General features: G+C 64.3%; 23 protein-coding genes and 1 pseudogene. 16 read left to right on the top strand and 8 right to left on the bottom strand.

The genetic code is table 11. The features are described from left to right. Positions 1-66: 66 nt before the first annotated feature. The 6 genes from rfaE2 to AB3X95_RS22585 form a co-directional block, all read right to left on the bottom strand. Positions 67-549, bottom strand: coding sequence for a D-glycero-beta-D-manno-heptose 1-phosphate adenylyltransferase (gene rfaE2, locus AB3X95_RS22610; protein ID WP_176368334.1), 483 nt, complete (start codon positions 547-549; stop codon positions 67-69). Positions 550-702: 153 nt separating this feature from the next. After that, complete coding sequence (locus tag AB3X95_RS22605; RefSeq protein ID WP_013088232.1) at positions 703-1,581, bottom strand: ferritin; 879 nt, start codon at positions 1,579-1,581, stop codon at positions 703-705. Between the two features lie 621 nt (positions 1,582-2,202). After that, entirely contained in the window at positions 2,203-3,015 is an 813-nt protein-coding gene (locus AB3X95_RS22600; RefSeq protein ID WP_368622599.1) for a PhaM family polyhydroxyalkanoate granule multifunctional regulatory protein, read from the bottom strand. A gap of 82 nt (positions 3,016-3,097) precedes the next feature. Beyond that, positions 3,098-3,955 carry an enoyl-CoA hydratase/isomerase family protein gene (locus AB3X95_RS22595; protein WP_176122253.1) on the bottom strand — a complete coding sequence of 286 codons (858 nt, stop codon included), beginning with the start codon at positions 3,953-3,955 and terminating at the stop codon, positions 3,098-3,100. Between the two features lie 54 nt (positions 3,956-4,009). Then, the gene (locus tag AB3X95_RS22590; protein WP_368622598.1) at positions 4,010-5,263 is read right to left on the bottom strand and encodes an ABC transporter substrate-binding protein; all 1,254 of its coding nucleotides are present in this window, start codon (positions 5,261-5,263) and stop codon (positions 4,010-4,012) included. A gap of 196 nt (positions 5,264-5,459) precedes the next feature. Beyond that, positions 5,460-6,443 carry a fumarylacetoacetate hydrolase family protein gene (locus AB3X95_RS22585; protein ID WP_176122255.1) on the bottom strand — a complete coding sequence of 328 codons (984 nt, stop codon included), beginning with the start codon at positions 6,441-6,443 and terminating at the stop codon, positions 5,460-5,462. A 159-nt stretch (positions 6,444-6,602) separates the two neighbouring features. Between AB3X95_RS22585 and AB3X95_RS22580 the strand changes: the two genes are divergently transcribed. The 7 genes and pseudogenes from AB3X95_RS22580 (at position 6,603) to AB3X95_RS22550 (ending at position 14,726) form a co-directional block, all read left to right on the top strand. Continuing rightward, on the top strand, positions 6,603-7,529 hold the full coding sequence (locus AB3X95_RS22580; protein WP_176122256.1) for an IclR family transcriptional regulator: 927 nt from the start codon (positions 6,603-6,605) through the stop codon (positions 7,527-7,529). 41 nt (positions 7,530-7,570) lie between these two features. Next, the gene (locus tag AB3X95_RS22575) at positions 7,571-8,857 is read left to right on the top strand and encodes a DUF3108 domain-containing protein (RefSeq protein ID WP_368622597.1); all 1,287 of its coding nucleotides are present in this window, start codon (positions 7,571-7,573) and stop codon (positions 8,855-8,857) included. Positions 8,858-9,008: 151 nt separating this feature from the next. Next, positions 9,009-9,797, top strand: coding sequence for an alpha/beta fold hydrolase (locus AB3X95_RS22570; protein ID WP_176122258.1), 789 nt, complete (start codon positions 9,009-9,011; stop codon positions 9,795-9,797). A 121-nt stretch (positions 9,798-9,918) separates the two neighbouring features. Next, entirely contained in the window at positions 9,919-10,176 is a 258-nt protein-coding gene (locus tag AB3X95_RS22565; RefSeq protein ID WP_013088223.1) for a DUF3567 domain-containing protein, read from the top strand. Positions 10,177-10,471: 295 nt separating this feature from the next. Then, entirely contained in the window at positions 10,472-11,542 is a 1,071-nt protein-coding gene (locus tag AB3X95_RS22560; RefSeq protein ID WP_176368330.1) for a homocysteine S-methyltransferase family protein, read from the top strand. A gap of 71 nt (positions 11,543-11,613) precedes the next feature. Beyond that, positions 11,614-14,340 (top strand): annotated as a pseudogene (gene metH / locus AB3X95_RS22555) (methionine synthase); the annotation flags it as partial. Between the two features lie 188 nt (positions 14,341-14,528). Continuing rightward, positions 14,529-14,726 carry an acid-shock protein gene (locus tag AB3X95_RS22550; protein ID WP_176122261.1) on the top strand — a complete coding sequence of 66 codons (198 nt, stop codon included), beginning with the start codon at positions 14,529-14,531 and terminating at the stop codon, positions 14,724-14,726. A gap of 131 nt (positions 14,727-14,857) precedes the next feature. Here the strand turns inward: AB3X95_RS22550 and AB3X95_RS22545 are convergent, their stop codons facing one another. Beyond that, the gene (locus AB3X95_RS22545) at positions 14,858-15,184 is read right to left on the bottom strand and encodes a DUF1840 domain-containing protein (RefSeq protein ID WP_013088219.1); all 327 of its coding nucleotides are present in this window, start codon (positions 15,182-15,184) and stop codon (positions 14,858-14,860) included. Between the two features lie 460 nt (positions 15,185-15,644). On the opposite strand from AB3X95_RS22545, the gene argS reads away from it, so the two are divergent. From argS to AB3X95_RS22505, 8 genes are all read left to right on the top strand, one after another. Then, positions 15,645-17,435 carry an arginine--tRNA ligase gene (argS, locus tag AB3X95_RS22540; protein ID WP_184226086.1) on the top strand — a complete coding sequence of 597 codons (1,791 nt, stop codon included), beginning with the start codon at positions 15,645-15,647 and terminating at the stop codon, positions 17,433-17,435. 79 nt (positions 17,436-17,514) lie between these two features. Then, positions 17,515-18,336 carry an SPOR domain-containing protein gene (locus AB3X95_RS22535; protein ID WP_255215168.1) on the top strand — a complete coding sequence of 274 codons (822 nt, stop codon included), beginning with the start codon at positions 17,515-17,517 and terminating at the stop codon, positions 18,334-18,336. 176 nt (positions 18,337-18,512) lie between these two features. After that, complete coding sequence (locus AB3X95_RS22530) at positions 18,513-19,151, top strand: thiol:disulfide interchange protein DsbA/DsbL (RefSeq protein ID WP_176368327.1); 639 nt, start codon at positions 18,513-18,515, stop codon at positions 19,149-19,151. 15 nt (positions 19,152-19,166) lie between these two features. Continuing rightward, positions 19,167-19,940, top strand: a complete 774-nt coding sequence (locus tag AB3X95_RS22525) for an SDR family oxidoreductase (protein ID WP_176122264.1) — start codon at positions 19,167-19,169, stop codon at positions 19,938-19,940. Positions 19,941-19,943: 3 nt separating this feature from the next. Next, the gene (locus AB3X95_RS22520; protein WP_368622596.1) at positions 19,944-20,762 is read left to right on the top strand and encodes a helical backbone metal receptor; all 819 of its coding nucleotides are present in this window, start codon (positions 19,944-19,946) and stop codon (positions 20,760-20,762) included. Positions 20,763-21,043: 281 nt separating this feature from the next. Further along, positions 21,044-22,630, top strand: a complete 1,587-nt coding sequence (locus AB3X95_RS22515) for an ABC transporter substrate-binding protein (RefSeq protein ID WP_368622595.1) — start codon at positions 21,044-21,046, stop codon at positions 22,628-22,630. Positions 22,631-22,965: 335 nt separating this feature from the next. Then, positions 22,966-23,601: a LysM domain-containing protein gene (locus AB3X95_RS22510; RefSeq protein ID WP_260332143.1), complete on the top strand. Its 636-nt coding sequence runs from the start codon at positions 22,966-22,968 to the stop codon at positions 23,599-23,601. Continuing rightward, a complete protein-coding gene (locus AB3X95_RS22505; RefSeq protein WP_260332144.1) occupies positions 23,598-24,032 on the top strand; it encodes a lysozyme inhibitor LprI family protein in 435 nt (144 codons plus the stop codon). The genes AB3X95_RS22510 and AB3X95_RS22505 overlap by 4 nt, the downstream gene beginning before the upstream one ends. 100 nt (positions 24,033-24,132) lie before the next feature. On the opposite strand, the gene AB3X95_RS22500 is transcribed toward AB3X95_RS22505, so the two are convergent. Further along, the gene (locus AB3X95_RS22500) at positions 24,133-25,206 is read right to left on the bottom strand and encodes an MBL fold metallo-hydrolase (protein WP_368622594.1); all 1,074 of its coding nucleotides are present in this window, start codon (positions 25,204-25,206) and stop codon (positions 24,133-24,135) included. A 158-nt stretch (positions 25,207-25,364) separates the two neighbouring features. Here AB3X95_RS22500 and AB3X95_RS22495 point away from each other — a divergent pair, with 158 nt between their 5' ends. Beyond that, positions 25,365-25,769 (top strand): MerR family DNA-binding transcriptional regulator, encoded by a 405-nt coding sequence (locus AB3X95_RS22495; protein ID WP_018436808.1) that lies wholly within the window; start codon positions 25,365-25,367, stop codon positions 25,767-25,769. Positions 25,770-25,786 lie beyond the last annotated feature (17 nt).

The raw sequence follows: 25,786 nt of genomic DNA, 5'->3' as shown, positions 1-25,786 counted from the left end.
GGCCGAGCGACGCGGTCGATTAGACGCTCGGCATTGCGCCGCGCGTTCGCGCGGCAACGCGCAGCATCAACCCTGCGTTCGCACCTTCTTCAACAGCGCGGTCGTCGAGCGATCGTGCTCGAACGCGATCGCGATCGCCTTGCCGCCCCAACCGCGCACGAGCGCCGATTCGGGTAGCGCGTCCATGTCGTAGTCGCCGCCCTTCACGAGCACGTCCGGGCGCAGCGCGGAAATCAGCTCGACCGGCGTCTTCTCGCCGAAGCCCACCACGTAGTCGACGCTTTCCAGCGCCGCGAGCAAGGCCATGCGGTCGGCCTCGTTGTTGATCGGCCGGTCGTCGCCTTTGCCGAGCATCCGCACCGATGCGTCGCTATTCACACCGACGATCAGGCACGCGCCCAACGCCTTCGCGTCGGCCAGATAGGTGACGTGACCGCGATGCAGGATATCGAACACGCCGTTCGTAAATACGACGGGCGCGCGCAGCGAAGGACGCAGCTTCGCCAGGGCATCGCGCGTCAGAATCTTGCGTTCAAAGATGGCGGTCATCGCACGGTCACAGAGTTGGGGAGTTACGGAGTTGCGGGAAGAGGAATGCCGGGTGCCGCCACGATACACGCTGGGCGGCTCGAAGCAAAACGGTCCGGCAAGCTCACGCTTGCCGGACCGCCATTTGAAACGGTGCTGACACCGCCCGAGCCGTTACGCCGGTTGCTGCTGCGCCGGGCTTTGTTCAGCGGCTTGCAGACGCGCGACCACTTCCTTGCGATAACGGTTCAGTTCCTGCGCGGTGGTGAACGTGCGTTCGAACAGCAGCGACAGGTTGTGCAGAATGCGCTCGACGACCTTCTTTTCCCAGCCGTCGTCGAAACGGATCTGCTCGTCGAGCCAGCGCTCGAGCCATTCCGGATCCGGCAGACGCGACTGGATCGTGTCGCGCGGGAACAGCGCCTGGTTCACGTGCAGGTTGGTGGGGTGCAGCGGCTTTTCGGTGCGACGCGCCGACGCCATCAGCACGCCGATCTTGGCGAACGCGGCACGCGCGATGTCGCCGGTTTGCGCCATCGCCTTCTTCATGTAGCGCAGATACGCGCCGCCGTGGCGCGCTTCGTCGCGTGAGATGGTTTCGTAGATGTGCTTGATGACCGGCTCGGTGTGCCATTCGGCGGCGCGGCGATACCAGTGATTCAGGCGGATTTCGCCGCAGAAGTGCAGCATCAGCGTTTCGAGCGGCGGCGCGGGATCGAACTCGAAGCGCACCGCGTGCAGTTCCTCTTCAGTCGGGACCAGTTCCGGCTTGAAGCGGCGCAGGTATTCCATCAGCACCAGCGAGTGTTTCTGCTCTTCGAAGAACCAGACGCTCATGAATGCGGAGAAATCGCTGTCGTGATGATTGTCACGCAGAAACATTTCCGTGGCAGGCAACGCCGACCATTCGGTGATCGCGTTCATCTTGATCGTCGCGGCCTGCTCGTCGGTCAACAGCGATGCATCGAATTTGTCCCAGGGAATGTCCTTCTCCATGTCCCATCGAACGGATTCGAGCGATTTATAAAGTTCCGGATAAAGCATGGTGTTCATAGTCCCACCCCTGTTCTGCACATACTGTGTGTGTCTGTTGCTGCTACGTGTAGCCGTTTTCACCTGTGACGAACGGACATGCCGTTTATCGGCCAAGCATTCAATTTTACGCGTTAACCGGCCGCCCAGAAGCATCGGGCAGCAAAGAAGTCCGGTCTGTTGTATTGGCGCCTGGAGCGTGAATCAGGCGCCGCGGCCAACCGTGGGTGAGGAATACCCTTTGCCTGAGGTCGAGCCAGTCTGGGTCGACAACCGCACCGTCCAGCTCTGCACCGGTAGCGCCGGCGGCGAATGACGAGAGAGTGGCGGGATTGGTTGTTTTCGGCGCACGCCCCAAAGCCAGATCAAGCTTACACAATGATAGCACGCGCCTCCGGCGAAACCCGTGACAGAACCGGTGCCAGCGTGCTATGGCATTGACTTCTCTCAATAAAGTCGGCAATTCGCGCGGGAGGAAATCGCCGGCGTTGGCATACGGCAAAAACGTAGGCGATGGGTTGTCTCGTCATCGGGAACTGATTCGCGGGGGCGAGAGGTGATGCAAGCGCGGACCTGACCGCCCCTGCATTTGATTGCTTGCGCAGTCGCACGGGGTGCGAGCGTGTCGCCCGCACCGCCCGCTCACGTCGACTTTTTCTGCGTTGCTGCGCTCGTGCCCTCGCCGGACGCGCGTTTGGCCGATGTCGCGGCGCGCTTCGCGGCCGACCGTTTGGCGGCGGGCTTCGCGCTTTGCGCACCGGTGCCCGACGGATCGCCGCCCGACGGATCGCCGTCCGACGGATCGCCGCCCGACGGATCCGCAGCCTTCGACTCCGCCTTGCCCTGCGTGCCCCCGCCCGCCGCCGCGACCGCGACGGACGGCTGCGTCATCGCGAACTGCGCGATCTGGTTGAACTGCGATTGCAGCAGATTCCACCACGCGGATGCATCGAAACCGTGTGCCGCGGGCGCTCCCTCCTCGTCTCTGTCGGCTGGAGGGGCGCTTTCGGGCGCGGGTTCAGCGGGCTTCGTCCAGCTCGGCGCCGGCGCGGGGCTCGGCGCGTCAGTCGCGGCCGCACCCGTTGCGGCAGCCGCCGCCTGCGACATCGACGTCTGCGCAAACGCGCCGAACGCGCGCAGCGTCGCGAGCGTCGCGCGCTGCACTTCGAGCGCCTGGATCGCCGACTGCAGCATGCTCAGATTCAGCTTCAGCCATTGCTCGACCGCGCGCATGTCGGTGATGCGCTTGTCGAGCTCCTCGACGCTCGTGAGCGGCGCCATCATGTCGGACATCATCGACAGCGATGGACTCGTGCCGCCACCCGGCTGCGCGCCCGTCATGGCGGCGCCGAACGGCGACAGCCGAATCATGCTCCACATCCGATCGAGCATTTCAGCGGGCGGAAAACCGGGAAAGCCGGGAAAGGGCGGCGCGGAGCCAGTGGTGTCGGTCATGGTTGTCGCCTCGGTACTGGATGACAGGTAGAGCGCGCGATGCCGCGCGCGTTGATTCGATCATACCGTTTGAGGTATGACATCACGATGGTTCGCCGTGACGCGGACGGCCTGCGCCAAAATCCGGCGCGCGCCGCTCGCGCAACGAGCTCAAGCCCTCGCGCACATCGGGCCCGGCGAAGCCCATGAACTCCAGCGCGAGCGACGTATCGAACGCCGGCCCCGCCGTGCGCAGCCAGTTGTTCAGCGCGTACTTGGTCCAGCGGATCGCGGTCTGAGACCCGTCGGCGAGCTTGCGCGCGACTTCGAATGCCTTCGGCAGCAGCGCGCTTTCGTCGACCGCGAGCGACACGAGCCCGATGCGCTCCGCCTCTTCGCCGCTCACCGGCTCGCACAGCAGCAGGTAGTACTTCGCCTTCGCCATGCCGCACAGGAGCGGCCAGACGATCGCCGCATGGTCGCCCGCGGCGACGCCCAGACGCGTATGTCCGTCGATGATGCGCGCCGTCTTCGCCGCGATCGAGATATCGGCGAGCAGCCCCGCGACGAGCCCCGCGCCGACCGCGGGCCCGTGCATCGCCGACACGATCGGCTTGCCGCAATTGATCACGTTGTAGACGAGGTCGCGCGCTTCGCGCCACACCCGCGTGCGCACCTCGAAATCGTTCGCCATGTCCTCGACGAGCTGCAGATCGCCGCCGGCCGAAAAGCCCTTGCCCTCGCCGCGAATGATCGCGACGCGCGTGTCGGGATCGCGATCGATGTCGCGCCAGATTTCCGCGAGCTCGTAATGCATGCGTGCGTCCGCGGTCGCGAGGCCACTTTTATTCGCGCCCTCGCCGCTCATCACGACTTCGAGCACGCCGTGCGGATGACGCTGCAAACGCAGCGACTGGTAGTGCGCGTAGTACGCGTCGTTCGGTTGCGATGACTGAGTCATGGTGAGCAGTCCGTAGGTGATTCGTTCAGTCGCGCGCGGAACGTCGCGACCCGTTCAATGCGGCTGATAAAGCCACTTGCCATTAGTGATTTCGACCATCACGCGCGCGCGCTGATCGAGCCCGAGATGATCGGCCGCGCTCATGTTGACCACGCCGTTGGTATCAGCGAGACCGCGGGTTCCTTCGAGCGCATCGCGCAGCGCGCGGCGAAACGCCGGCGTGCCTGGCGCACCGCTCTTCAACGCAAGCGGAATTGCGTGCTCGAGCAACGCGTCCGCGTCCGAAGTGTACGAACCGAACGCCGACACGCTGCCCGCGCCGTGCTGCGCCTCGAAGCGCGCGATGTATTCGAGCGCGAGGCGCCTGGCCGGATGATCGGCCGGCAATTGCGCAGCGACCAGCACCGGGCTCGCGGGCAGGTAAGTGCCGTTGCAATCGGCTCCGCACACACGCAGGAAGTCGTTATTGCCGACGCCGTGGTTGTGATAGATGACGCCTTTGTAGCCACGCTCGCGCAGCGTTTTCGGCGGCAGCGCGGCAGGTGTGCCGGCCGCGCCGACCACCACCGCGTCGGGGTGAGTCGCGAGAATCTTCAGCACCTGGCCGGTCACGCTCGGATCGGTGCGATTGAAGCGCTCGCTCGCGACCACGTCGATGTGATGCAGCTGCGCGAACTTCGCGACCTCGGCGTAGAAGGTCTCGCCTAGCGCGTCGGCCTGGCCGATGAACGCGATCGTCTTCACGCCGTGTCCGCTCGCATGCTCGGCGATCGCCGAGGCCATCATCGCGTCGGTCTGCGGCGTCTTGAAGACCCAGCGACGTTTCGCATCGACCGGTTCGATGATTTTCGCGGACGACGCGAGCGAGATCATCGGCGTTTCGCCCTCGGCGACCACGTCGATCATCGCGAGCGAATTCGGCGTGATCGATGAGCCGATGATCGCGTCGACGTGATTCTCGCTGATCAGCTTCTTGGTGTCCTGCACGGCCTGGGTCGTGTCCGAGGCATCGTCGAGCACGATGTACTCGACGGTTTGCCCGCCAATCTGTTTCGGCAGCAGCGCGACCGTGTCGCGCGCGGGAATGCCGAGCGATGCGGCCGGTCCGGTCAGCGACAACACGAGACCGATCTTCACCTGCGCGAACGATGTCAGCGGCAACGCGCAGACGAGCGCGGCGCACAGCGTCGCGGCGCGCCGCGCGAAGCGCCGGCCGCGTTGATACGAGCCGCGCGCGCTCGTGCGCGCCTGAACGAGTGACGCATCAGCGCGTCGATGTCCAGCTGCGGGGAAGTTCAATCGCGGCATGCTGTCTCCTCACGTCGGGATTTTCGTTGTGGTGTATTGCCGATGTGCTACCGATGCGTTGCTGCACGCTTTATGACATTCGCACCGTCCCAGCCGGCGCGCCAGTCAGTGTAGCCGCGCGCGCGGGCGGTGGCATCGGGCGAAACCCTTTCGCACGTATCGCCGCGTCAACGCATCGCCGCGTGAGCGCCGCGCTTCATTCGAGCGGCGCGATGCTCTGTTCGATCGCACCGAAAATCGACTTGCCCGCGTCGTCGAACATTTCGATCTTCACGGTGTCGCCGTACTTCATGAACTCCGTTTGCGGCGCGCCGTGCTCGATCGTTTCGAGGCAGCGCTTCTCCGCGATACAGCAGTAGCCGCGCTTCGCGTCCTTGTTCGACACCGTGCCCGAACCGACGATCGAACCAGCCCGCAGATTGCGCGTTTTCGCCGCATGGGCGATCAGCTGACCGAAGTGAAACACCATATCGGTGCCCGCGTCGGGCTGGCCGACTTTCCTGCCGTTCCAGTGGACGATCATCGGCCGATGCACGCGGCCTTCGCGCCAGTGTTCGCCGAGCTCGTCGGGCGTCACCGCGACCGGCGCGAACGACGTGGCCGGCTTGCTCTGGAAAAAGCCGAAGCCCTTCGCGAGTTCGGCGGGGATCAGATTGCGCAATGACACGTCGTTGACGAGCGCAACCAGCCGCACGCCGCGCAATGCCTGCTCGGGCGTCGCGCCCATCGGCACGTCACCAGTGATGACCGCGACTTCGGCCTCGAAGTCGATGCCGTACTGTTCCGATGCGCACACGATGTCGTCGCGCGGGCCGATGAAGTCGTCGCTGCCGCCCTGGTACATCAGCGGGTCGGTCCAGAATTCGGGCGGCATTTCCGCGCCGCGTGCGCGCCGCACGAGTTCGACATGGTTCACGTACGATGAACCGTCGGCCCACTGGAACGCGCGCGGCAACGGCGCCATGCACTCTTTAGCGTCGAACGAAAAGCTGTTGCGCGCGCGGCCCTGGTTCAGCGCATCGTAGAGGTCGTGCAGTTGCGGCGCGTAGAAGGCCCAGTCGTCGAGCACGCGCTGCAGCGTGGGCGCGATCGCGTCGGCGATGGCCGCCGTGTGCAGGTCGCGGGACACGACGATCAGTTGACCGTCGCGCGTGCCGTCCTTCAGCGAGGCAAGTTTCATAGAGCTGTGAACCGTGTATTAGTGACGATGGAAGGAATCTATTCTACGATGGTGAATCGGCGCGGCCCAAGATGTGCGTGTTCTTCGTCGCTGTCACTGTCACCACCGCCGTTACGCGCCTTTTACGATTACCGAACGCGCTGCCCGCGCCCTCTGCACATGTCCGCCAACGCCCGCTCCGGCACGATCCGCACCCGCACCGACCCCGCGTCCGCCGACGAACTGCCCGACCCCGCCGATGCCACCGACGCAACCGGTGTCGATGACGAAGCTGGTGAACCCGGCGAAGAAAAACTGCGCTCAGGCATCCAGTCGATCGAGGTCGGGTTCAGGCTGCTCGACGTGCTGACCCACGAGCCGCGCGCAATGATGCTGCGCGATCTCGCGCAGCGCGCGGGCATGAGTCCGGCGAAGGCGCATCGCTATCTGGTCAGCTTTTTGCGTCTCGGCGTGGTCGCGCAAGACCCGCTGTCCGGCCGCTACGAACTCGGCGGCTTCGCTTTGCAGCTGGGGCTCGCGCGGCTTGCGCGGGTCGACGGTGTGAAGCTCGCGCGCATCGCGCTCGCCGAGTTGCGCGACCGGCTCGATCTGACGGTCGGCATCGCCGTGTGGGGCAATCAGGGGCCGACGATGGTGCACTGGATGGAGTCGAGCTATCCGGCCAAGGCATCGTTGAAACTCGGCGACGTGATGCCCTTGCTGAGTTCCGCGACCGGTCTGCTGTTCGCTGCCTACCTGCCATCCGGCAAGACCGACGCGATGATCGAGCGCGAGCTGGCCGACTCGCGGCGTTCGTCGCATAGCGGCGCGCCGCGCACCCGCGAAGACGTCGACAAGGTGCTCGCCGAGGTGCGCGAGCACGAGGCCGCGCGAGTCGAAGGTATGCTGCTGCCGACGATCCACGCGTTTTCGATGCCGGTGTTCGATTCGACCGGCGAACTCGCACTCGCTCTCGTCGCGCTCGGCCATGAAGGCGGGTTCGATATCCGCTGGGGTGGCGAGATCGATACCGCGCTGCGCGAATGCGCGCGCAAGCTGTCGTACGAACTCGGCTATAGCGCGATCCCGCGTAGCGACAACGGTTGATACGCGCCAGTCCTTTCAAGCTCTCACCAATTCAAGCGCCGATGGATTTTGCTTCCGCCAACCGCCGTGGTGATCGCCCTCCCGCTTTGGGCAGCGGGCCAGGACGCGGGGCGCGCGCGGGACGCTGGATCGCGGTGCTCGTGGTCGTGGCGGTCTTGCACTGGATCGCGGCGCAATGGTTCGAGCGCAATCGCGTGGATCTGAATCCGGCGAATCACGAGCATGTGCCGGTGCAGGTCGCGCTGCTGACGCCCGAGAGGGTCGAGCGCCAACCGGCGCCAAAGCCGGCCGCGCCGGCACCGCACCCACCCGCGCCCACACGCAAGCCCGCGGCGCGTCCGCCGCGCGAGCAGCATGTGTTGAGCGCGTTGCAGCCGGCCAAGCCGAACGAGCCGGCGGCCACGCCGGCATCGGAGGTCGCGGCAAGCGCGCCGCCCGCCGCCGCGAGCGCGAATGCGCCGGTCAATGCCAATGCCAATGCCAGCGGCGCCGCCGCGAGTGCCGCTGGCGCGGCCAGCGCGCCGCAGGCGTCGCAGGGCGTGAAGTTTTCGGTGCCGCCATCGGCCGAACTCGACTACGACACGTTCTACAACGGCGTGCGCAACGCGCCCGGCACGATCCATTGGGCGAGCAATGGGCAAGGCTACGAAATGGTCGTATCGGTGCCGCTGCCGTTCGTCGGTCCGTTCGTGTTTTCGAGCCACGGAGGGATCGACGCGTTTGGCCTCGCGCCGGCGCAGTACAGCGAAAAGCGTGGCCGTCGCGCGGAAGACATCGCGATCTTCAATCGCAGCGACAGGAAGATTGGCTTCACGCGCACGCCCGCCTCGCTGCCGTTGCCCGACGGCGCGCAGGACCGCTTCAGCGTCGTGATGCAGCTCGCAAGCCTCGTGCGCGGCGATCCTGACGCCTATAAGCCCGGCGTGACGCGACAGTTTTTCGTCGTCGATTCCGATAGCGGCGAGAACTGGCCGATCGAGACGATCGGCGACGAAACGATCCGCGCGGCACAGGGCTACCTGCAGACGCGTCATTTCAAACGTCTGCCGCGGCACGATGGCGACCAGCGCCGCATCGACGTGTGGCTCGCGCCGTCGCTCGGCTGGCTGCCCGCGCGCATTCTGCAGACGGAGCCGAACGGTACCCAGTTCGAGCTGGTGTGGCGCGGCAAGCTAAATGTCGATGGGGCCTCTGCGGTGGATGCCTCGCCCTCCGCCCCCTCCGCCCCGAGCCCTGCGCCGGCGCCGGCCGACGCATCGGCAGTAACGTCCGAGCCCGCCCCCGCCGCACCGGTCGATTCAACCGCTCCAACAATCATCAAACCGTGACACTTGTCGTGACACAGTGTCACCAGCAGAACTGCTCGAGATCGGCGAAACTTACTTTGCAACACTGACTCGCACGTCAATGGAGTCTCCGTTTGCGCGAACGGGGCGACCCACCGCGCTTTTTCACTGCGTTTCCTTCAAAGGAGTCTGCATGCAAGTGAACATCAACGGTATCGAAACACGCTACGTGCTGAGCAACGAAGGCGGCGGCCCGTGGCTCACGTTCATCCATCAGCTGGGCGGCGACCTTTCCATCTGGGATCAGATGGCCGGCTATTTCCGCGACGATTACACAGTGCTGCGCTACGACGTGCGCGGCCACGGCCACAGCGCGGTCGCGCGCGAGCCGTTCACCATGCGCGATCTGGCCGACGATCTCGCCAAACTGCTCGATGCGCTCGGCGCGCCGACGACGCACCTGGTCGGCCTGTCGCTCGGCGGCATGATCGCGCAGCAATTCGCGCTCGACCATCCATCGCGTCTCGACACGCTGACGATCGCCGACAGCACCGGCGGCACTCCGCCCGAAAACCGCGAGTTGTGGAATCAGCGAGCCCACACCGCTCGCAGCGACGGCATGGAGGCGCTGCTGCCGTCGACGATCGCGCGTTGGCTCACGCCCGACTTTCAGGCCGCGCATCCCGAAGCGGTCGAGCCGATCCGTGAGGCATTTGCGCGCACCCCGCCGGAAGGCTTCGCGATGGCCTGCGAGGCGCTGCGCGACTTCGACCTGCGCGGCAAGCACGGCGCGATCCGCTTGCCTACGCTGACGGTGGCCGGACGTCACGATACGGGCACGCCCCCTGCTGCTACGCAGGCAATAGCGGAGGCGATCGAGGGCGCCCGCTTCGAGTTGCTGGATGCCGCGCATCTCACGCCCGTCGAGCAATCTCACCGTTTTGCCGCGTTGCTTGAATCGTTTCTGGAGCGGCGAGTCTAACCGTCAGGTCCGGAGTTTTTTTTACTTGCGTCGTCCGGACCCACCCCTTGAATTCCATCCCCCATGCTCCACCTATGTTGCAGAAAAGGGCAGGAGCCCAACGGAAATAAGGAGTGTCGCCATGCAAATGATCTATAACAGCCCTAACTACTGTGTCGTCGAGTTTCCTCCGCAGGAAGGTCAGCTGGCCATGAAGTCGGGCGGCTACGAGATTGTTGACAAGAACATGCAGCGCGAAATCTACATCGACGGTGCAATGGCGGCGCGTTTTCGCGAGCATGTGCAAAAGCTGATCGAAGGCGAGCCGACGCTCGACGAGGTCGACGAATTCCTCGGTCAATTCGACAGCTTGATGCACCAACCCGTTGTTCTGCATTGACCGGAGGGGTTTAGCTGGCGCTCAGGCGACATCGATCGACCGTACCGCGCGGCTTGTCCGGCGGGTTCCATCTTGCGGTCGGCGGCAACGAAACGGCCCGGCAGGCTTTGGCTTGCCGGGCTATTTTTTATTGCTTCGTCTGTTAGCTCGTTCTGAATTGCTGACGCGGCGCATTCGTATCGGTCGATTTTGCCGGTCGCGCCTCAAACCCGCCTCCCGCCCGCCGGGCGCATCCGCGCGGCAGCGGCTACAATGACAGGCTTTCCGCCAATGCCGGCGCAAGCCCTCGTCCGCCATGACCCAGCCTGCTCAATCCATCACGCCAGTCCGTTCCGAGCCCGCCTATACCCGCGGCGCAGCGCTGCCCGCGCTGCTGAACTCGCGCATCCTGATCCTGGACGGCGCAATGGGCACGATGATCCAGCGCTACAAGCTCGACGAAGCCAGCTATCGCGGCGAGCGCTTCAAGGACTACGCGCGCGACATCAAGGGCAACAACGAACTGCTGTCGATCACCCAGCCGCAGATCATCTCCGAGATTCACGAGCAGTATCTGGCAGCGGGCGCGGACATCATCGAGACCAACACGTTCGGTGCGACCACGGTCGCCCAGGCCGACTACGGCATGGAGTCGCTCGCCGTCGAGATGAACCTCGAATCGGCGAAGCTCGCGCGCGCCGCGTGCGATAAGTACGCGACGCCGGACAAGCCGCGCTTCGTCGCCGGCGCAATCGGCCCGACGCCGAAAACCGCCAGTATCTCGCCGGACGTCAACGATCCCGGCGCGCGCAATGTGACCTTCGACGAACTGCGCACCGCGTACTACGAGCAGGCGAAAGCCCTGCTCGACGGCGGCGCGGACCTGTTCCTCGTCGAAACGATCTTCGACACGCTGAACGCGAAAGCCGCGCTGTTCGCGCTCGACGAACTGTTCGAAAACACCGGCGAGCGTCTGCCGATCATGATCTCGGGCACCGTCACCGATGCCTCGGGCCGCATTCTGTCCGGCCAGACCGTCGAGGCCTTCTGGAACTCGCTGCGTCACGCGAAGCCGCTCACGTTCGGCCTGAACTGCGCGCTCGGCGCGGCGCTGATGCGCCCTTATATCGCCGAGCTCGCCAAGCTGTGCGACACCTACGTGTCGTGCTATCCGAACGCCGGTCTGCCGAATCCGATGAGCGACACCGGCTTCGACGAGTTGCCCGCGGATACCTCGGGCCTGCTGAAGGAATTCGCCGAAGCGGGGCTCGTGAACATCGCGGGCGGCTGCTGCGGCACGACGCCCGAGCACATCGCGGCGATCGCGAAGGCGCTCGCCGATCTAAAGCCGCGCAAGTGGCCGAGCCAGTATCGCGACGCGGCCTGAGCCGGCCTCACGCACTTCACCCCGACGCCCGGCACGCCCAGAACGCCCCTTAACGCACGCACCCGACTCGCACATACGCCATGACCGATCACACCATGCGCCTTAGCGGCCTCGAGCCGTTCAACGTCACGTCCGGGACGCTCTTCATCAACGTTGGCGAACGCACCAACGTGACCGGCTCGAAAGCGTTCGCGCGAATGATCCTGAACAATCAGTTCGACGAGGCGTTGGCCGTCGCGCGCCAGCAGGTCGAGAACGGCGCGCAGGTCATCGACATCAACATGGACGAGGCGATGCTCGATTCGAAAGCGGCGATGGTGCGCTTCATGAATCTGATCGCGTCGGAGCCGGACATCGCGCGCGTGCCGATCATGATCGACTCGTCGAAGTGGGACGTGATCGAGGCGGGCCTCAAATGCGTGCAGGGCAAGGCGATCGTCAACTCGATCTCGCTGAAGGAAGGCAAGGAGCAGTTCGTTCACCACGCGAAGCTGATTCGGCGCTACGGCGCGGCCAGCGTCGTGATGGCCTTCGACGAACAGGGCCAGGCCGATACGTTCGCGCGCAAGAAGGAAATCTGCCGGCGCTCGTACGAGATCCTCGTCAACGAAGTCGGCTTCCCGCCCGAAGACATCATCTTCGATCCGAACATCTTCGCGATCGCGACCGGCATCGAGGAGCACAACAACTACGCGGTCGACTTCATCGAGGCGACGCGTTGGATCAAGCAGAACCTGCCGTATGCGAAGGTGAGCGGCGGCGTGTCGAACGTGTCGTTCTCGTTTCGCGGCAACGACCCGGTGCGCGAGGCGATTCACACCGTGTTCCTCTATCACGCGATCCAGGCGGGGATGGACATGGGCATCGTCAACGCCGGTCAGCTCGGCGTCTATGCCGAGCTCGATCCCGAACTGCGCGAGCGCGTCGAAGACGTCGTGCTGAATCGCCGTGAAGACGGTACCGACCGTCTGCTCGAAATCGCCGACAAGTTCAAGAGCGGCGCCGCGAAGAAGGAAGAGAACCTCGAGTGGCGCAACCAGCCGGTCGAAAAGCGTCTCGCGCACGCGCTCGTGAGCGGCATCACGACCTTCATCGTCGAAGACACCGAGGAAGTGCGCGCGAAGATCGCCGCCGCGGGCGGCCGTCCGATCAATGTGATCGAAGGCCCGCTGATGGACGGCATGAACATCGTGGGCGACCTGTTCGGTCAGGGCAAGATGTTCCTGCCGCAGGTCGTGAAGTCGGCGCGCGTGATGAAGCAGGCGGTCGCGCATCTGATCCCCTTCATCGAGGAAGAAAAGCGCCAGCTCGCGGCGGCCGGCGGCGATGTGCGCGCGAAGGGCAAGATCATCATCGCGACCGTCAAGGGCGACGTGCACGACATCGGTAAGAACATCGTGTCGGTCGTGCTCCAGTGCAACAACTTCGAAGTGGTCAACATGGGCGTGATGGTCCCGTGCAATGAGATCCTCGCGAAGGCGAAGGTCGAGGGCGCGGACATCGTCGGGCTGTCGGGCCTGATTACGCCGAGTCTCGAAGAGATGGCCTACGTCGCGTCAGAAATGCAGCGCGACGACTACTTCCGCGTGAAGAAGATTCCGCTGCTGATCGGCGGCGCGACCACCTCGCGCGTGCACACCGCGGTGAAGATCGCCCCGCAGTACGAGGGTCCGGTGGTCTACGTGCCGGACGCGTCGCGCTCGGTGTCGGTCGCCTCGAGCCTGCTGTCCGACGAGGGCGCCGCGAAGTACATCGACGAACTGAACGCCGATTACAACCGCATCCGCGATCAGCACGCGAACAAAAAAGCGCAGCCGATGGTCACGCTCGCCGAAGCGCGCGCCAACAAGACGAAGATCGACTGGGCGGCCTATCAGCCGGTCAAGCCGAAGTTCATCGGCCGGCGCGTGTTCAAGAACTTCGATCTGAACGAGCTCGCGAACTATATCGACTGGGGTCCGTTCTTCCAGACGTGGGATCTCGCCGGCCCGTATCCGGCGATCCTCAACGACGAGATCGTCGGCGAATCGGCGCGACGCGTGTTCTCCGACGGCAAGTCGATGCTCGCGCGTCTGATTCAGGGCCGCTGGCTGCAGGCCAACGGCGTGATCACGCTGTTGCCGGCCAACACGGTGAACGACGACGACATCGAAATCTACACGGACGAATCGCGCACCGAAGTCGCGCTCACCTGGCGCAATCTGCGTCAACAAAGTGTGCGGCCGGTGGTCGACGGGGTGATGCGACCGAACCGCTCGCTCGCCGACTTCATCGCGCCGAAGGATTCGGGCGTCGCCGACTACATCGGCATGTTCGCAGTGACGGCGGGTCTTGGCGTCGACGTGAAGGAGAAGCAGTTCGAGAAGGATCTCGATGACTACAGCGCGATCATGCTGAAGGCGCTCGCGGACCGGCTCGCCGAAGCGTTCGCCGAAGCGATGCACGCGCGTGTGCGGCGCGACCTGTGGGGCTACGCGAGCAGCGAAAACCTCTCCAACGACGAACTGATCGCCGAAAAATACCGCGGCATCCGCCCGGCGCCGGGCTACCCGGCCTGCCCCGACCATCTCGTCAAGCGAGACATGTTCGAGGTGCTGCAGGCGAACGAAATCGGCATGAGCGTGACCGAATCGCTGGCGATGCTGCCAGCGGCGAGCGTCTCGGGCTTCTACCTCGCGCATCCGGACAGCACCTATTTCTCGGTCGGCAAGATCGGCGCGGATCAACTCGACGACTACGCGCAGCGGATGTCGCTCTCGAAAGCGGACGCCGAGCGCGCGTTGGCGCCGTTGCTTTGAGCGTGAAGCGATGCGTGGCCCGGCCGTGCGGCCCGGGCCACGCATGCGCGACTATATCGAATCCGAAAGACTGAATATTTGGCGCCACGGCAATTTCGGCTTTGTAGACTGAGTCGGCTTTCATCCCGTCAGGCGCGAGCACGACGCGCCGGCTCACCAAGATTGCAACCGTCAACGGAGAAAATCGTATGAAGAAGCTGACACTGTTATTGACCGCTGTTTCACTGGCCGCAGGTGCCTCCATGGCGCTCGCGCAGCCCGCCGCGCCGGGCGGATCGAGCTCGGTCAGCTCCTACTCGCCCCCCACCGAGGCGCATGTCAAAAAGGCGAAGAAGCAAAAGATGAAGAAGGGCGCGGCAGCGTCGGCGGCCTCCGAGAGCCAATGAGCGGCACGGCGCATAAAACCTTCTGAATAGCAAAGAGCCCGCGTCGAGCGGGCTCTTTTCTTTGGTGCGCCAAAAGAGCGCTTACGTAGACCTTCTGAGTCCGGACCGCGGCGCTCGGGACCCGCCAGAAATCAGATCCCCCAGACGATATCCGCGTTTTCCTTCTGCGCCGCGCGCAGCATGTCGAGGAACGGATACGCGCGCTGCGCGAGACCGGGCGGAATCTCGTGACGATCGCGGCCGTCCTCGCCCTCGTGGAAATGGCCCTCGTGCTCGGCGCGCTCCTGCTTATCGGATGTGATCGCCGCTTCGAGCTTTTCGATGGCCGGGCCCAGTTCGTCGTGAGTGATGACGCCCCGCTGCCCAAGGCGTTTGCCGACAATGCCGACCAGATACTGCGCCAGATTCTCCAGCATCATCACGTCCGGGCAGGCGTGGCACTTGAAAGTAATCAGCATGACTGTTCCCTTTTTCGTTATGTCGGGTGAGCGCACGAGCGTCCCAAGGGCTGCATCTGCGCGCGCCTGACGCGGCGCCGGCAAGGCGCGGCGGCCACACCCCTCGCGGGCAGCTCATTGAACATATTAGCACCTGCTAAAATCCGTCTGAACGGAAAAGCGCGCCGCCCAGCGCCACGTACGGCGCGGCTCGACGAGCATCGCGCACGCGGGCAACCGGGGGCGTCGAATCATCGGCCGCAATCCGCATACCGCGCGAGCCTGCGTAACGGCAAGCCGCCGTGCGGAGTCCACCGCGTTGCGCGGCTTGCGTTGCGGGTCGTCGCATCGCCTCGGGACGCTCTGCCGGCGGCGCTGCCATCAGCGCCGCCAAGCGCGGCCGCGCTCCACGCTTGCGACACCGGCCGCGGCCGGCGCCTCTTCCGCCTTACCGGATTGCCTCACTGGACTTGCAACAAGCATGCTGCCCGCACATAAACACACACTCGAAACACTGCTCGCCGACACGGTGAAGCAGGTCGCGACCGCCACGCAAGGCGCGACCGAAGCCGCTTTCGTCTCGCCCGCCATCGCGCTGGAGCGCCCGAAAGTCGCCGCGCACGGCGACGTCGCGTGCAACGTCGCGATGCAGCTTGCCAAGCCGCTGCGCGCCAATCCGCGCCAGCTCGCGCAACAGATCGTCGACGCGCTGCTCGTCAATCCGCAGGCCAAAGGCCTGATCGATACTGCCGAAGTGGCGGGCCCCGGCTTCATCAACCTGCGCCTCACGGCCGCCGCCAAGCAAGGCGTGATCGCCGCCGTGTTCGCCGAGAAGGATGCGTACGGCCACTCGCGGCGCGACGCCGGCAAGCATGTGCTGATCGAGTTCGTGTCGGCCAATCCGACCGGCCCGCTGCACGTCGGCCACGGCCGCCAGGCCGCGCTCGGCGACGCGCTTGCGCACGTGCTCCAGTCGCAAGGCTGGGACGTGCATCGCGAGTTCTACTACAACGACGCCGGCGTGCAGATCCACACGCTCGCGCTGTCAACCCAGGCACGCGCACGCGGCCTCGCCCCCGGCGACGAAGGCTGGCCCGCGTCGGCCTACAACGGCGAGTACATCGCCGACATCGCCAAGGACTATCTGAACGGCATCACGGTCGAGGCGAGCGACGGCGAGCCGGTCACCGGCGCGCGCGACGTCGAGGACCTCGAGGCGATCCGCCGCTTCGCCGTCACGTATCTGCGTCGTGAGCAGGACATGGATTTGCAGGCGTTCGGCGTGAAGTTCGACCAGTACTACCTGGAATCGTCGCTGTACACGGAAGGCCGCGTGGAGAAAACCGTCGACGCGCTGATTGCCGCGGGCAAGACTTACGAGCAGGAAGGCGCGCTGTGGCTGCGCACGACCGACGACGGCGACGACAAGGACCGGGTGATGCGCAAGACCGACGGCACCTACACGTACTTCGTGCCGGACGTCGCCTATCACGTCGCGAAGTGGGAGCGCGGCTTCACGAAGGTCATCAACGTGCAGGGCTCGGATCACCACGGCACGATCGCGCGCGTGCGCGCCGGTCTGCAGGGTCTCGGCATCGGCATTCCGAAGGGCTACCCCGACTACATCCTGCACAAGATGGTCACGGTCATGCGCAACGGCGAAGAGGTGAAGATCTCGAAGCGCGCGGGCAGCTACGTGACGGTGCGCGACCTGATCGAATGGTCGGGTGGCGCGATGCCGGGCTCGGAAGCGGCCGTCGATATGATCGACGAGGAAACCATCCGCCGCGGCCGCGACGCGGTGCGCTTCTTCCTGATCTCGCGCAAGGCGGACACCGAGTTCGTGTTCGACATCGACCTCGCGCTGAAGCAGAACGACGAGAATCCGGTGCACTACGTGCAGTATGCGCACGCGCGCATCTGCTCGGTGATCGCCGAATGCAACGCGCGCTACGGCCTCGACGAAAGCGCACTGCCGAACATCGATCTCGCGCCGCTCGCGAGCGAGCGCTCGATGGCGCTGCTCAACAAGCTCGCCGAATTCCCGGACATGCTGCAGCACGCCGCCGACGAACTCGCGCCGCACGCGGTCGCGTTCTACTTGCGAGAACTCGCCGGCGAATTTCACTCGTTCTACAATGATCGTGCCGAGCGCGTGCTGGTCGACGATGCGGCCGAACGCAACGCTCGCGTCGCGCTGCTCGCGGCCACGCGCCAGGTGCTGGCCAACGGTCTCGCGACGATCGGCGTCTCCGCTCCCGTCAAGATGTAACTCCTCCAGCGTAATATGCGCGCGGCCGTCGTTATAATCGGCGGCCGTTCCTGGATTCTTTTTGCAGGTGATTCGTACGATGGCAAAACCACGCCGCACAACAAAGCAATCGAAGCAAACCGGGGGCACTTTTCTCGGCATCGTGCTGGGCCTGATCGTCGGCCTGGCGATCGCGGTGGTGGTGGCGCTGTATATCACCCGTGCGCCTACGCCGTTCGTGTCGAAGGTCGCGCCGCCGGCGCCAACCGACAACGGCGCGAGCCAGGCGCAATACGATCCGAACCGTCCGCTGCAAGGCAAGACGCCGGGCCAGCCGGTGCCGCAGGCCGCGCAACCCGCGCCACCGAACACCGCGCCGGGCCAGACCAACGCGCAGACCCAGTCGGGCATGCTCGAAGAACCGCAGATCGTCGAAGTGCCGCCGTCGGGCGGCAACGCGAATAACAACGGCACGGCGGTCGCGCCGAGCCCCGCGCAGGAAAACGGCACCGGCGGCATCGTCGCGCCTGCGCCGGCGAAGAAGCCGCAGACCTCGAGCGCGCCGGCCGCCACCGCGGCGGGCTCCGCGCCGAAGAGCTCGAGCGCGACCACCCTGGCCAACGTCAAGCCTGGCTCGGCTGCCGCGCCCGCGCCCGCACCCGCACCCGCACCCGGCGACGCGAACACCGGCTACTTCCTGCAGGTCGGCGCGTACAAGACCGCCGCCGATGCCGAGCAGCAGCGCGCGCGCCTCGCGTTCCAGGGCTTCGAATCGAAGGTCACGCAGCGCGATGCCGGCGGCGTCACGTACTACCGCGTGCGCATCGGGCCGTTCTCGAAGTTCGAGGACATGAATTCGAGCCGTCAGCGTCTGTCGGACGCAGGTGTCGATACCGCGGTGATCCGCTTCACCAAACAATAAATAAACGGTAATGCCGGCCCGCGCGGCGCGTCGAACTATCGGCGCGGCGCGCGAGTCACAAGCACGATGGCCGCTTCGACCTGTATTGTGGCGGGCCACCACACCGAATCCCACCAGCGGTGACGGGCCTTTCGCATGGCGTCGCCGCGCCACCGCCTTATCCGGGTCTACACGACATGAAAAAACTGCTGAGCATCCTGTTCCTCTCGCTGGGCCTGATCGCGGCGAGCGCGCATGCGTCGCCGAGCGCGCCGGTGGCCGGCAAGGACTACACCGTGCTGGCCACGCCGCAACCTACCGACGTGCCGGCCGGCAAGATCGAAGTCATCGAATTCTTCTGGTACGGTTGCCCGCACTGCAATGAATTCAACCCGTTCCTCGAAGCGTGGGTCAAGAAGCAGGCCCCGGACGTCGTGTTCCGCCGCGTGCCGGTAGCCTTCCGCGACGACTTCATCCCGCACTCGAAGATGTTCCACGCGCTCGACGCGCTCGGCCTCGCGAACGAACTGACGCCGAAGGTCTTCAACGAAATCCACGTCAACAAGAACTATCTGCTGACGCCGGAAGACCAGACCAAATTCCTGGCGAAGTTCGGCGTCGATCCGAAGAAGTACATGGAAGCGTACAACTCGTTCTCGACGCAAAGCGCGCTGCAGAAGGACAAGAAACTGCTCGACGGGTTCAAGATCGACGGCGTGCCGACGCTCGCCGTGCAGGGCAAGTATTTGACCGGCCCAGCCGCGACCGGCACCCTGCCGGGCACGATCCAGGTGCTCGATTACCTCGTCTCCCAAGTCCGCGCCAAAAAGATGTAATCACGAGGCGCCGGTATGACCTCTCCGCTGAAGGTTTTCATTACCGGCGCTTCGAGCGGCATCGGCCTCGCGCTCGCCGGCGAATATGCACAACGCGGCGCGATTCTCGGCCTCGTCGCCCGCCGCGGCGACGCGCTCGCCGCGTTCCAGCAGTCCCATCCCCAGAACACCGTCTCGATCTATGCGCTCGACGTGCGCGACGCGGAAGCGCTCGCCGATGCGGCCGCGCGCTTCATCGCCGAGCACGGCCTGCCCGACGTCGTGATCGCCAATGCCGGCATCAGCCGCGGCGCGCTGACCGGTCACGGCGATCTGCGCACGTTCCGCGAGGTGATGGACATCAATTACTTCGGCATGGTCGCGACGTTCGAGCCGTTCGCCGCCGCAATGGCCGACACCAAACATGGCACGCTGGTCGGCATTGCGAGCGTCGCCGGTGTGCGCGGCCTGCCGGGCTCGGGTGCATATAGCGCGTCGAAGTCGGCGGCGCTGAAGTATCTCGAAGCGTTGCGCGTCGAGATGCGGCCGTTCGGCGTCGGTGTCGTGACGATCGCGCCCGGCTATATCCGCACGCCGATGACCGAGCACAATCCATACAACATGCCGTTCCTGATGGACGCCGACCGCTTCGCGGCGAAGGTCGCGCGGGCGGTCGAACGGCAGACGTCGTTCGCGGTGTTTCCGTGGCAGATGCGCGTGGCCGCGATGTTGCTGCACGTGCTGCCGCGCTGGCTCTACGACCGCGTGTTCGAACGCGCGCCGCGCAAGCCGCGCGCCGCCACCGAGTAAGTCATGCAACCAAGTGCGATCGATGCAGCCGGCGTCGCGCACGAATCCGCGGGCGCCGATGCGCGCATCGTGTCGCTGGTGCCGAGCCTCACCGAAACCCTGTTCGCGCTCGGGCTCGAGCGGCAGATCGTCGGGCGCACCGGCTTTTGCGTGCATCCGCGCGACAAGGTCCGCGCGGTGCCGAAGGTCGGCGGCACGAAAGCCGTCAAACTCGACGCGATCCGCGCGCTGCGCCCCACCCACCTGATCGTCAATATCGACGAAAACGAACGCGACACCGTCGAGCAACTGCGCGCGTTCGTGCCGCACATCGTCGTCACTCATCCGCAGACGCCGCGCGACAACCTTGCGCTGTACGCGCTGCTCGGCGCGATCTTCAGACGCGAAGAGGAAGCGCGGCGCTTGAGCGGCGCGCTCGATGCGCGTCTGCGCGAAGCCGCCGCTCACACCTTCGCCGCGCAGAACGTGCTGTACCTGATCTGGCGCGAACCGTGGATGAGCGTCGCGCGCGACACCTACATCGCCGGGATGCTGCGTCTCGTGAACTGGCACACATTGCCCGACGTGCACGGCGGCAGCGCGGGTGCCACGCGCTACCCGACGCTCGACTTCGACGCCGCGCCATGGCTCGCGCAAGTCGACCGCGTGCTGCTGTCGAGCGAGCCGTACCGCTTCACGGCCGCGCATCGCGATGCGCTCGCGCGCGATCCGCGGTTCACCGGCAAGCGCATCGAGCTGATCGATGGGGAAATGACGTCGTGGTACGGCGTGCGCGCAATCGATGGCATCGGCTATCTGCTGCGCGAGGCCGCGGCGGCCTGAGGCGGCAACACAGCCACGCCGCCCCCATATGGATATGTCGATTAAATTGTTGTCGCCATAATGGCCCTTCGATAAGCTTTCGCGAAGGCGCGCCGCCGGCCATGCCTCGAAGCCAGGCCCCTCGGCCTCAGGCCGGGATCGCCCGACCTGTACGGCGGCGCCGGGAACGTATCACAATCGTGGCGACGCGTGCGCTGGGACCGCTCTCCTGCCCGCTCACGCATCGCTGCCATAAACACAACCAGCCGCACTGCCTGACTGCGCTCGTTACCGGAGATCCTATGCGCTTCAAACTGCTCGCAGCCGCCATCCTGCTCACGGCGCCCGCGCTCGCGCTCGCCAAACCGTTGACCGTCTGTACCGAATCGAGTCCCGACGGCTTCGACGTCGTGCAGTTCAATTCGCTCGTCACGACGAATGCATCGGCCGACGTGATCTTCAACTCGCTGGTGTCGTTCGACGAAGCCGCGAAGAAGGTCGTGCCCGCGCTCGCCGACAAATGGGAAGTGAGCCCCGACGGCCTGACCTACACGTTCCACCTGCGTCCGAACGTGCAGTTCCAGACCACCGACTACTTCAAGCCCACCCGCCCGCTGAATGCCGACGACGTGATCTTCACCTTCGACCGCATGCTCAACGACAGCAATCCGTGGCACAAGGTGGCGGGCGCGAGCGGCTTCCCGCACGCGCAGTCGATGGGGCTGCCGAAGCTGATCAAGTCGATTACCAAGGTCGACGACAACACGGTCAAGTTCGAGCTGAACGAGCCGAACGCGACGTTCGTGTCGATCCTGACGATGGGCTTCGCGTCGATCTATTCGGCCGAGTACGCGGACCAGTTGCTGAAGGCCGGCCAGCAGGTCGACCTGAACGCGAAGCCGATCGGCACCGGCCCGTTCGTGCTGAAGAGCTATACGAAAGACGCGGTGATCCGTTATGACGCGAACCCGACCTACTGGGGGCCGAAGCCGAAGATCGAGCGTCTGATCTACGCGATCACGCCGGACGCGACCGTGCGCGCGCAGAAGGTAAAGGCTGGCGAATGCCAGATCGCGTTGTCGCCGAAGCCGCAGGATCTCGCCGACGCGAAGAAGGACAAGTCGCTCGCGATCGTGCAGACGCCCGCGTTCATGACGGCCTTCGTCGCGCTGAACACGCAGCAGAAGCCGCTCGACAACCAGAAGGTGCGCGCCGCGCTGAACATGGCGTTCGACCGCACGACGTATCTGAAGACCGTGTTCGACAACACCGCGACGCCGGCCGTGAACCCGTTTCCGCCGAACACGTGGAGCTACAACCACTCGATCAAGGGCTGGCCGTACGACCCGGCGAAGGCGAAGCAATTGCTCACCGACGCGGGTTTTCCGAACGGCTTCCAAACGACCATCTGGGTGCGTCCGAACGGCAGCGTGTTGAATCCGAATCCGAAGGCCGGTGCCGAACTGCTGCAGGCCGACTTCGCGAAGATCGGCGTGAAGGCGGACGTCAAGGTGATCGAATGGGGCGAGCTGATCAAGCAGGCGAAGCAAGGCCAGCATGACTCGCTGTTTATGGGATGGGCCGGCGACAACGGCGATCCGGACAACTATCTGTCGCCGCTCTTCAGTTGCAACGCGGTGAAGTCGGGCATCAACTTCGCGCGCTTCTGCGATCAGGATCTCGACAAGCTGATCGCCGACGGCAGAGCAACGTCCGATATCGCCAAGCGCACGAAAGCGTATGAAGCCGCGCAGCAGATCATCCATGACGAAGCGCTGTGGATTCCGCTCGGCTATCCGACCGCTGCTGCGATCACGCGTACGAACGTGAGCGGGTATCACGTGAGTCCGTTTGGACGGCAGAATTTTGGGGCGGTGGTGGTGCAGTGATTTTGCGCTGCGGTTGACGCAGACGGCCCTGCGAGAAAGCCCGGTTCTTGAACCGGGCTTTTTTTATCTGACGCGCGAATTGGCTGATCGCATATGACACTGCGTAACCTTTTTCCGACGTGATCTCGGGCCTTTGACCGCTATAGCGACTGCTAATGCAATTTTCCTCAGGCAAGAAGCTAATAATCGTTTGCAAAGCAACGGCCTACACTTTGACAAAAGGAATGGTTACGGCAATGCAAGCTCCAACGAGGACAGGTTTCGAACGGTGGCAGGACGGTGTTAGCAAGGCTGTAAGCGATGCAAGATGGAATTCCTGGGATTGCGAAATCCAGATGGCAGTCAACGAGTACAACCTCCATCTTCGCGGCACCTCGGGGTATGTGGCCTTGGATTGGCAGATTATCAAGGCGATATTGTGGGTCGAAACAGGTGCACACAACCCTCAGTGGAACGCGAAGCCGATGCAAATTGGGGTTTCAGGAGATCCCGGATTAGCGTCCCTGCTTTCGGGCAAAGAAGGCGGCGATCTGATTCTGCTACCAGGCTGGAAAGGACGGCTGACAATGTCCTCAGTCAGAACGATAGCGGCGCATAACATCCGCGCCGGGATTGGCTATCTGCTTATGCGCATGGCAAAGTTCGAGTACCGAAACGTACCCGGTGCTGACCCGAAAGTTTATGAAATCGCCGTCAAGCCAGGCGATAGTCTGGACAAGATGGCGAAGGGTCAAGGCACCACGATCGAGACGTTGAGAAAGCTGAACCCGACGGCCGCTGTTCTTCGCCCTGGACAGGTATTGACGTACCGGAAAGCTTCAATTCAAAAAGTGATTGCAGGCTGGCACCCCATTGTCACGACATTCATAGCACTGCGCTATAACGGACGTCGGGACCCAAACTACGCCAGAAAACTTGATTACGCGTTGTCATCGGTGCGGAAAGGAAAGGCGGCCCTATGTGCACAATGAAGCTGATCTGTTTCGCCCTGGCCGTCTGCCTGCCAACAATGGTCCTTGCAGCCTCAGCGGTTCCCGTCGCAAGCGAGCGGGCCTTGCGCGAGGAATGCAGCGCGTTCTCGCAAGCGGGGATGCGGGACTGTCTGGCAGAAAAAGCAGAGGCGAGTAAGAAGGCCCTCAGACGAGCCGAGGAGAAGATGGCTGGCACCCTCGCCAGATGGGATGAAGACGAGAAGTACGTCAACCAGGCCAGGGCAAAACTCGCCGCATCAAACAGAAAATTCGCTCGGTACCGTGAGTCTCAATGCGACTTCGCAGCTTCGCTGACTGGTGGTGCGGCCGGCAATGCGCATGAAATCAGCCGTTTAGCTTGCGTTTCCGAACTCAACAACCGGCGGGCCGAGCAACTACGCAACGCTGCATCTGACATGCCCTTGAAGTAATTCGCATGAGAGGACACCCAGCATCGTTGCGCCGCTCAGTGCTTTCGCCCAGCGCGGACATATTCGTCCGCGCTTCTTCGCCCGCGGCGAAGGTCCGAGATCACACCGCCGCAAACCGGATCACCCCATCCGCATCCTGCGTCCGCTTCAATTCCCCCGCCCGCCACAGCAGATGCAAATGCGCGAGCGCCTCACCCATCGCGAACGTCATCTGATGTATATCGAGTTGGCGCTTGAACATCAGCGGCACGATATCGGCGGCGCTTTGCGGCTTTTCCGCGCACGCTTCGCGCACTTCGGCGAGCCGCGCGTCATGATGCTCACGCAGTTGCTGAATGCGCGTGCGCACGCCGCGAAACGGCTTGCCATGCGACGGCAGCACGAGCGTGTCTTCTGGCATCGTCTCGTAACGGCCAAGCGACTCCAGATACAGTTCGAGCGGCGAGCCCTCAGGCTCGATATCGAACACCGACACGTTGGTTGAAATGCGCGGCAGCACCATGTCGCCTGAAATCAGCGTGCCGGTTTCCGCACAGTGCAGCGCGCAGTGTTCCGGCGAGTGGCCGAAACCCGTCACCACGCGCCACGTCCTGCCGCCGATCCTCACGTCCTCGGCTTCGCGCAAACGGCGGTATTGCCCCGGAATCGCCGGCACGAGGCTTGAGTAATAGCTCGTGCGATTGCGCAGCTTGTTGATCGATTCGGCATCGTTCAAACCGTGCCGTGCGAAGTGCCGCGCCGCGGCCTCGCCGCCCGCGTTCGAACCGTCGCCCGTCGCCATCACGCGCGCCTGCATGTATTCGCCGAGCGTCATCCACAGCCGCGCGTCCCAACGCTTTTTCTCGCCGCCGCCGCACACCCAGTGCGCGAGGCCGATGTGGTCCGGATGGCAATGCGTGACGATCACGCGCAGCACCGGCAGCCCGTCGAGCGCCGAATCGAACACGCTCTCCCAATTCGCCTTGATCGTGTCCGACGTGATGCCGCAGTCGACCACGCTCCAGCCTTGCTGACCGTCGATCTCATCGCGCAGCAGCCACAGGTTGATATGGTCGAGCGCGAACGGTAACGGCATGCGCAGCCAAAGCACGCCGGGCGCGACTTCCATCGTGCGGCCCGAGTCGGGCATCGTGTCGTTGAACGGGTATTGGAGTTGGTGTTCGAGCGCATTCATGGGGACTGTCTTCCTCAGACGACTCTCCGGCATGGCCAGGTATGCGATGCCGGTCGGCCTGGTTGTGGTTGCGTTCCGCTCAGGTTGACGATAACGTAAACGTCGATTCTATCGTTCAATCCGGTTTTGTGCCGGCCAAGCGGCCACGAGATGTCCCGATGAATACGCAATACACGATCACCGAACTCGCGCGCGAATTCGACGTCACGCCACGCGCAATTCGTTTCTATGAAGACCAGGGTTTACTCTCACCGAGCCGCGAGGGTTCGAGCGGCTTGCGACGCGTCTATTCCGGCCGCGACCGCACGCGTCTGAAGCTCACGCTGCGCGGCAAGCGGCTTGGCTTCACGCTGTCGGAGATCCGTGACCTGCTCGACGTCTACGAGTCGCCGACCGACACCGTGCCGCAATTGCACGCGTTTCTCGCGACGGTCGCGCGTCATCGCGAAGTGCTCGAACGTCAGCGCGAAGATCTCGACGCGACGCTCGAAGATCTGGCGCAGTACGAAGCACAGGCGCGCGCGTTGCTCGATGGCACGAGGCACGACGCGAAACCTGCCTGAAGCTGCCTCACTCTGAC

The organism is Paraburkholderia sp. BR13444, assembly GCF_040948755.1.
Taxonomy (GTDB): domain Bacteria; phylum Pseudomonadota; class Gammaproteobacteria; order Burkholderiales; family Burkholderiaceae; genus Paraburkholderia; species Paraburkholderia youngii.
This window is presented reverse-complemented; position numbering and strand designations above follow the sequence as displayed.

Bases quoted from the DNA above. Each gene is read 5' to 3' on its own strand.
- rfaE2 (WP_176368334.1), bottom strand. From the start codon at position 549: ATGACCGCCATCTTTGAACGCAAGATTCTGACGCGCGATGCCCTGGCG.
- AB3X95_RS22605 (WP_013088232.1), bottom strand. From the start codon at position 1,581: ATGAACACCATGCTTTATCCGGAACTTTATAAATCGCTCGAATCCGTT.
- AB3X95_RS22600 (WP_368622599.1), bottom strand. From the start codon at position 3,015: ATGACCGACACCACTGGCTCCGCGCCGCCCTTTCCCGGCTTTCCCGGT.
- AB3X95_RS22595 (WP_176122253.1), bottom strand. From the start codon at position 3,955: ATGACTCAGTCATCGCAACCGAACGACGCGTACTACGCGCACTACCAG.
- AB3X95_RS22590 (WP_368622598.1), bottom strand. From the start codon at position 5,263: ATGCCGCGATTGAACTTCCCCGCAGCTGGACATCGACGCGCTGATGCG.
- AB3X95_RS22585 (WP_176122255.1), bottom strand. From the start codon at position 6,443: ATGAAACTTGCCTCGCTGAAGGACGGCACGCGCGACGGTCAACTGATC.
- AB3X95_RS22580 (WP_176122256.1), top strand. From the start codon at position 6,603: ATGTCCGCCAACGCCCGCTCCGGCACGATCCGCACCCGCACCGACCCC.
- AB3X95_RS22575 (WP_368622597.1), top strand. From the start codon at position 7,571: ATGGATTTTGCTTCCGCCAACCGCCGTGGTGATCGCCCTCCCGCTTTG.
- AB3X95_RS22570 (WP_176122258.1), top strand. From the start codon at position 9,009: ATGCAAGTGAACATCAACGGTATCGAAACACGCTACGTGCTGAGCAAC.
- AB3X95_RS22565 (WP_013088223.1), top strand. From the start codon at position 9,919: ATGCAAATGATCTATAACAGCCCTAACTACTGTGTCGTCGAGTTTCCT.
- AB3X95_RS22560 (WP_176368330.1), top strand. From the start codon at position 10,472: ATGACCCAGCCTGCTCAATCCATCACGCCAGTCCGTTCCGAGCCCGCC.
- AB3X95_RS22550 (WP_176122261.1), top strand. From the start codon at position 14,529: ATGAAGAAGCTGACACTGTTATTGACCGCTGTTTCACTGGCCGCAGGT.
- AB3X95_RS22545 (WP_013088219.1), bottom strand. From the start codon at position 15,184: ATGCTGATTACTTTCAAGTGCCACGCCTGCCCGGACGTGATGATGCTG.
- argS (WP_184226086.1), top strand. From the start codon at position 15,645: ATGCTGCCCGCACATAAACACACACTCGAAACACTGCTCGCCGACACG.
- AB3X95_RS22535 (WP_255215168.1), top strand. From the start codon at position 17,515: ATGGCAAAACCACGCCGCACAACAAAGCAATCGAAGCAAACCGGGGGC.
- AB3X95_RS22530 (WP_176368327.1), top strand. From the start codon at position 18,513: ATGAAAAAACTGCTGAGCATCCTGTTCCTCTCGCTGGGCCTGATCGCG.
- AB3X95_RS22525 (WP_176122264.1), top strand. From the start codon at position 19,167: ATGACCTCTCCGCTGAAGGTTTTCATTACCGGCGCTTCGAGCGGCATC.
- AB3X95_RS22520 (WP_368622596.1), top strand. From the start codon at position 19,944: ATGCAACCAAGTGCGATCGATGCAGCCGGCGTCGCGCACGAATCCGCG.
- AB3X95_RS22515 (WP_368622595.1), top strand. From the start codon at position 21,044: ATGCGCTTCAAACTGCTCGCAGCCGCCATCCTGCTCACGGCGCCCGCG.
- AB3X95_RS22510 (WP_260332143.1), top strand. From the start codon at position 22,966: ATGGCAGTCAACGAGTACAACCTCCATCTTCGCGGCACCTCGGGGTAT.
- AB3X95_RS22505 (WP_260332144.1), top strand. From the start codon at position 23,598: ATGAAGCTGATCTGTTTCGCCCTGGCCGTCTGCCTGCCAACAATGGTC.
- AB3X95_RS22500 (WP_368622594.1), bottom strand. From the start codon at position 25,206: ATGAATGCGCTCGAACACCAACTCCAATACCCGTTCAACGACACGATG.
- AB3X95_RS22495 (WP_018436808.1), top strand. From the start codon at position 25,365: ATGAATACGCAATACACGATCACCGAACTCGCGCGCGAATTCGACGTC.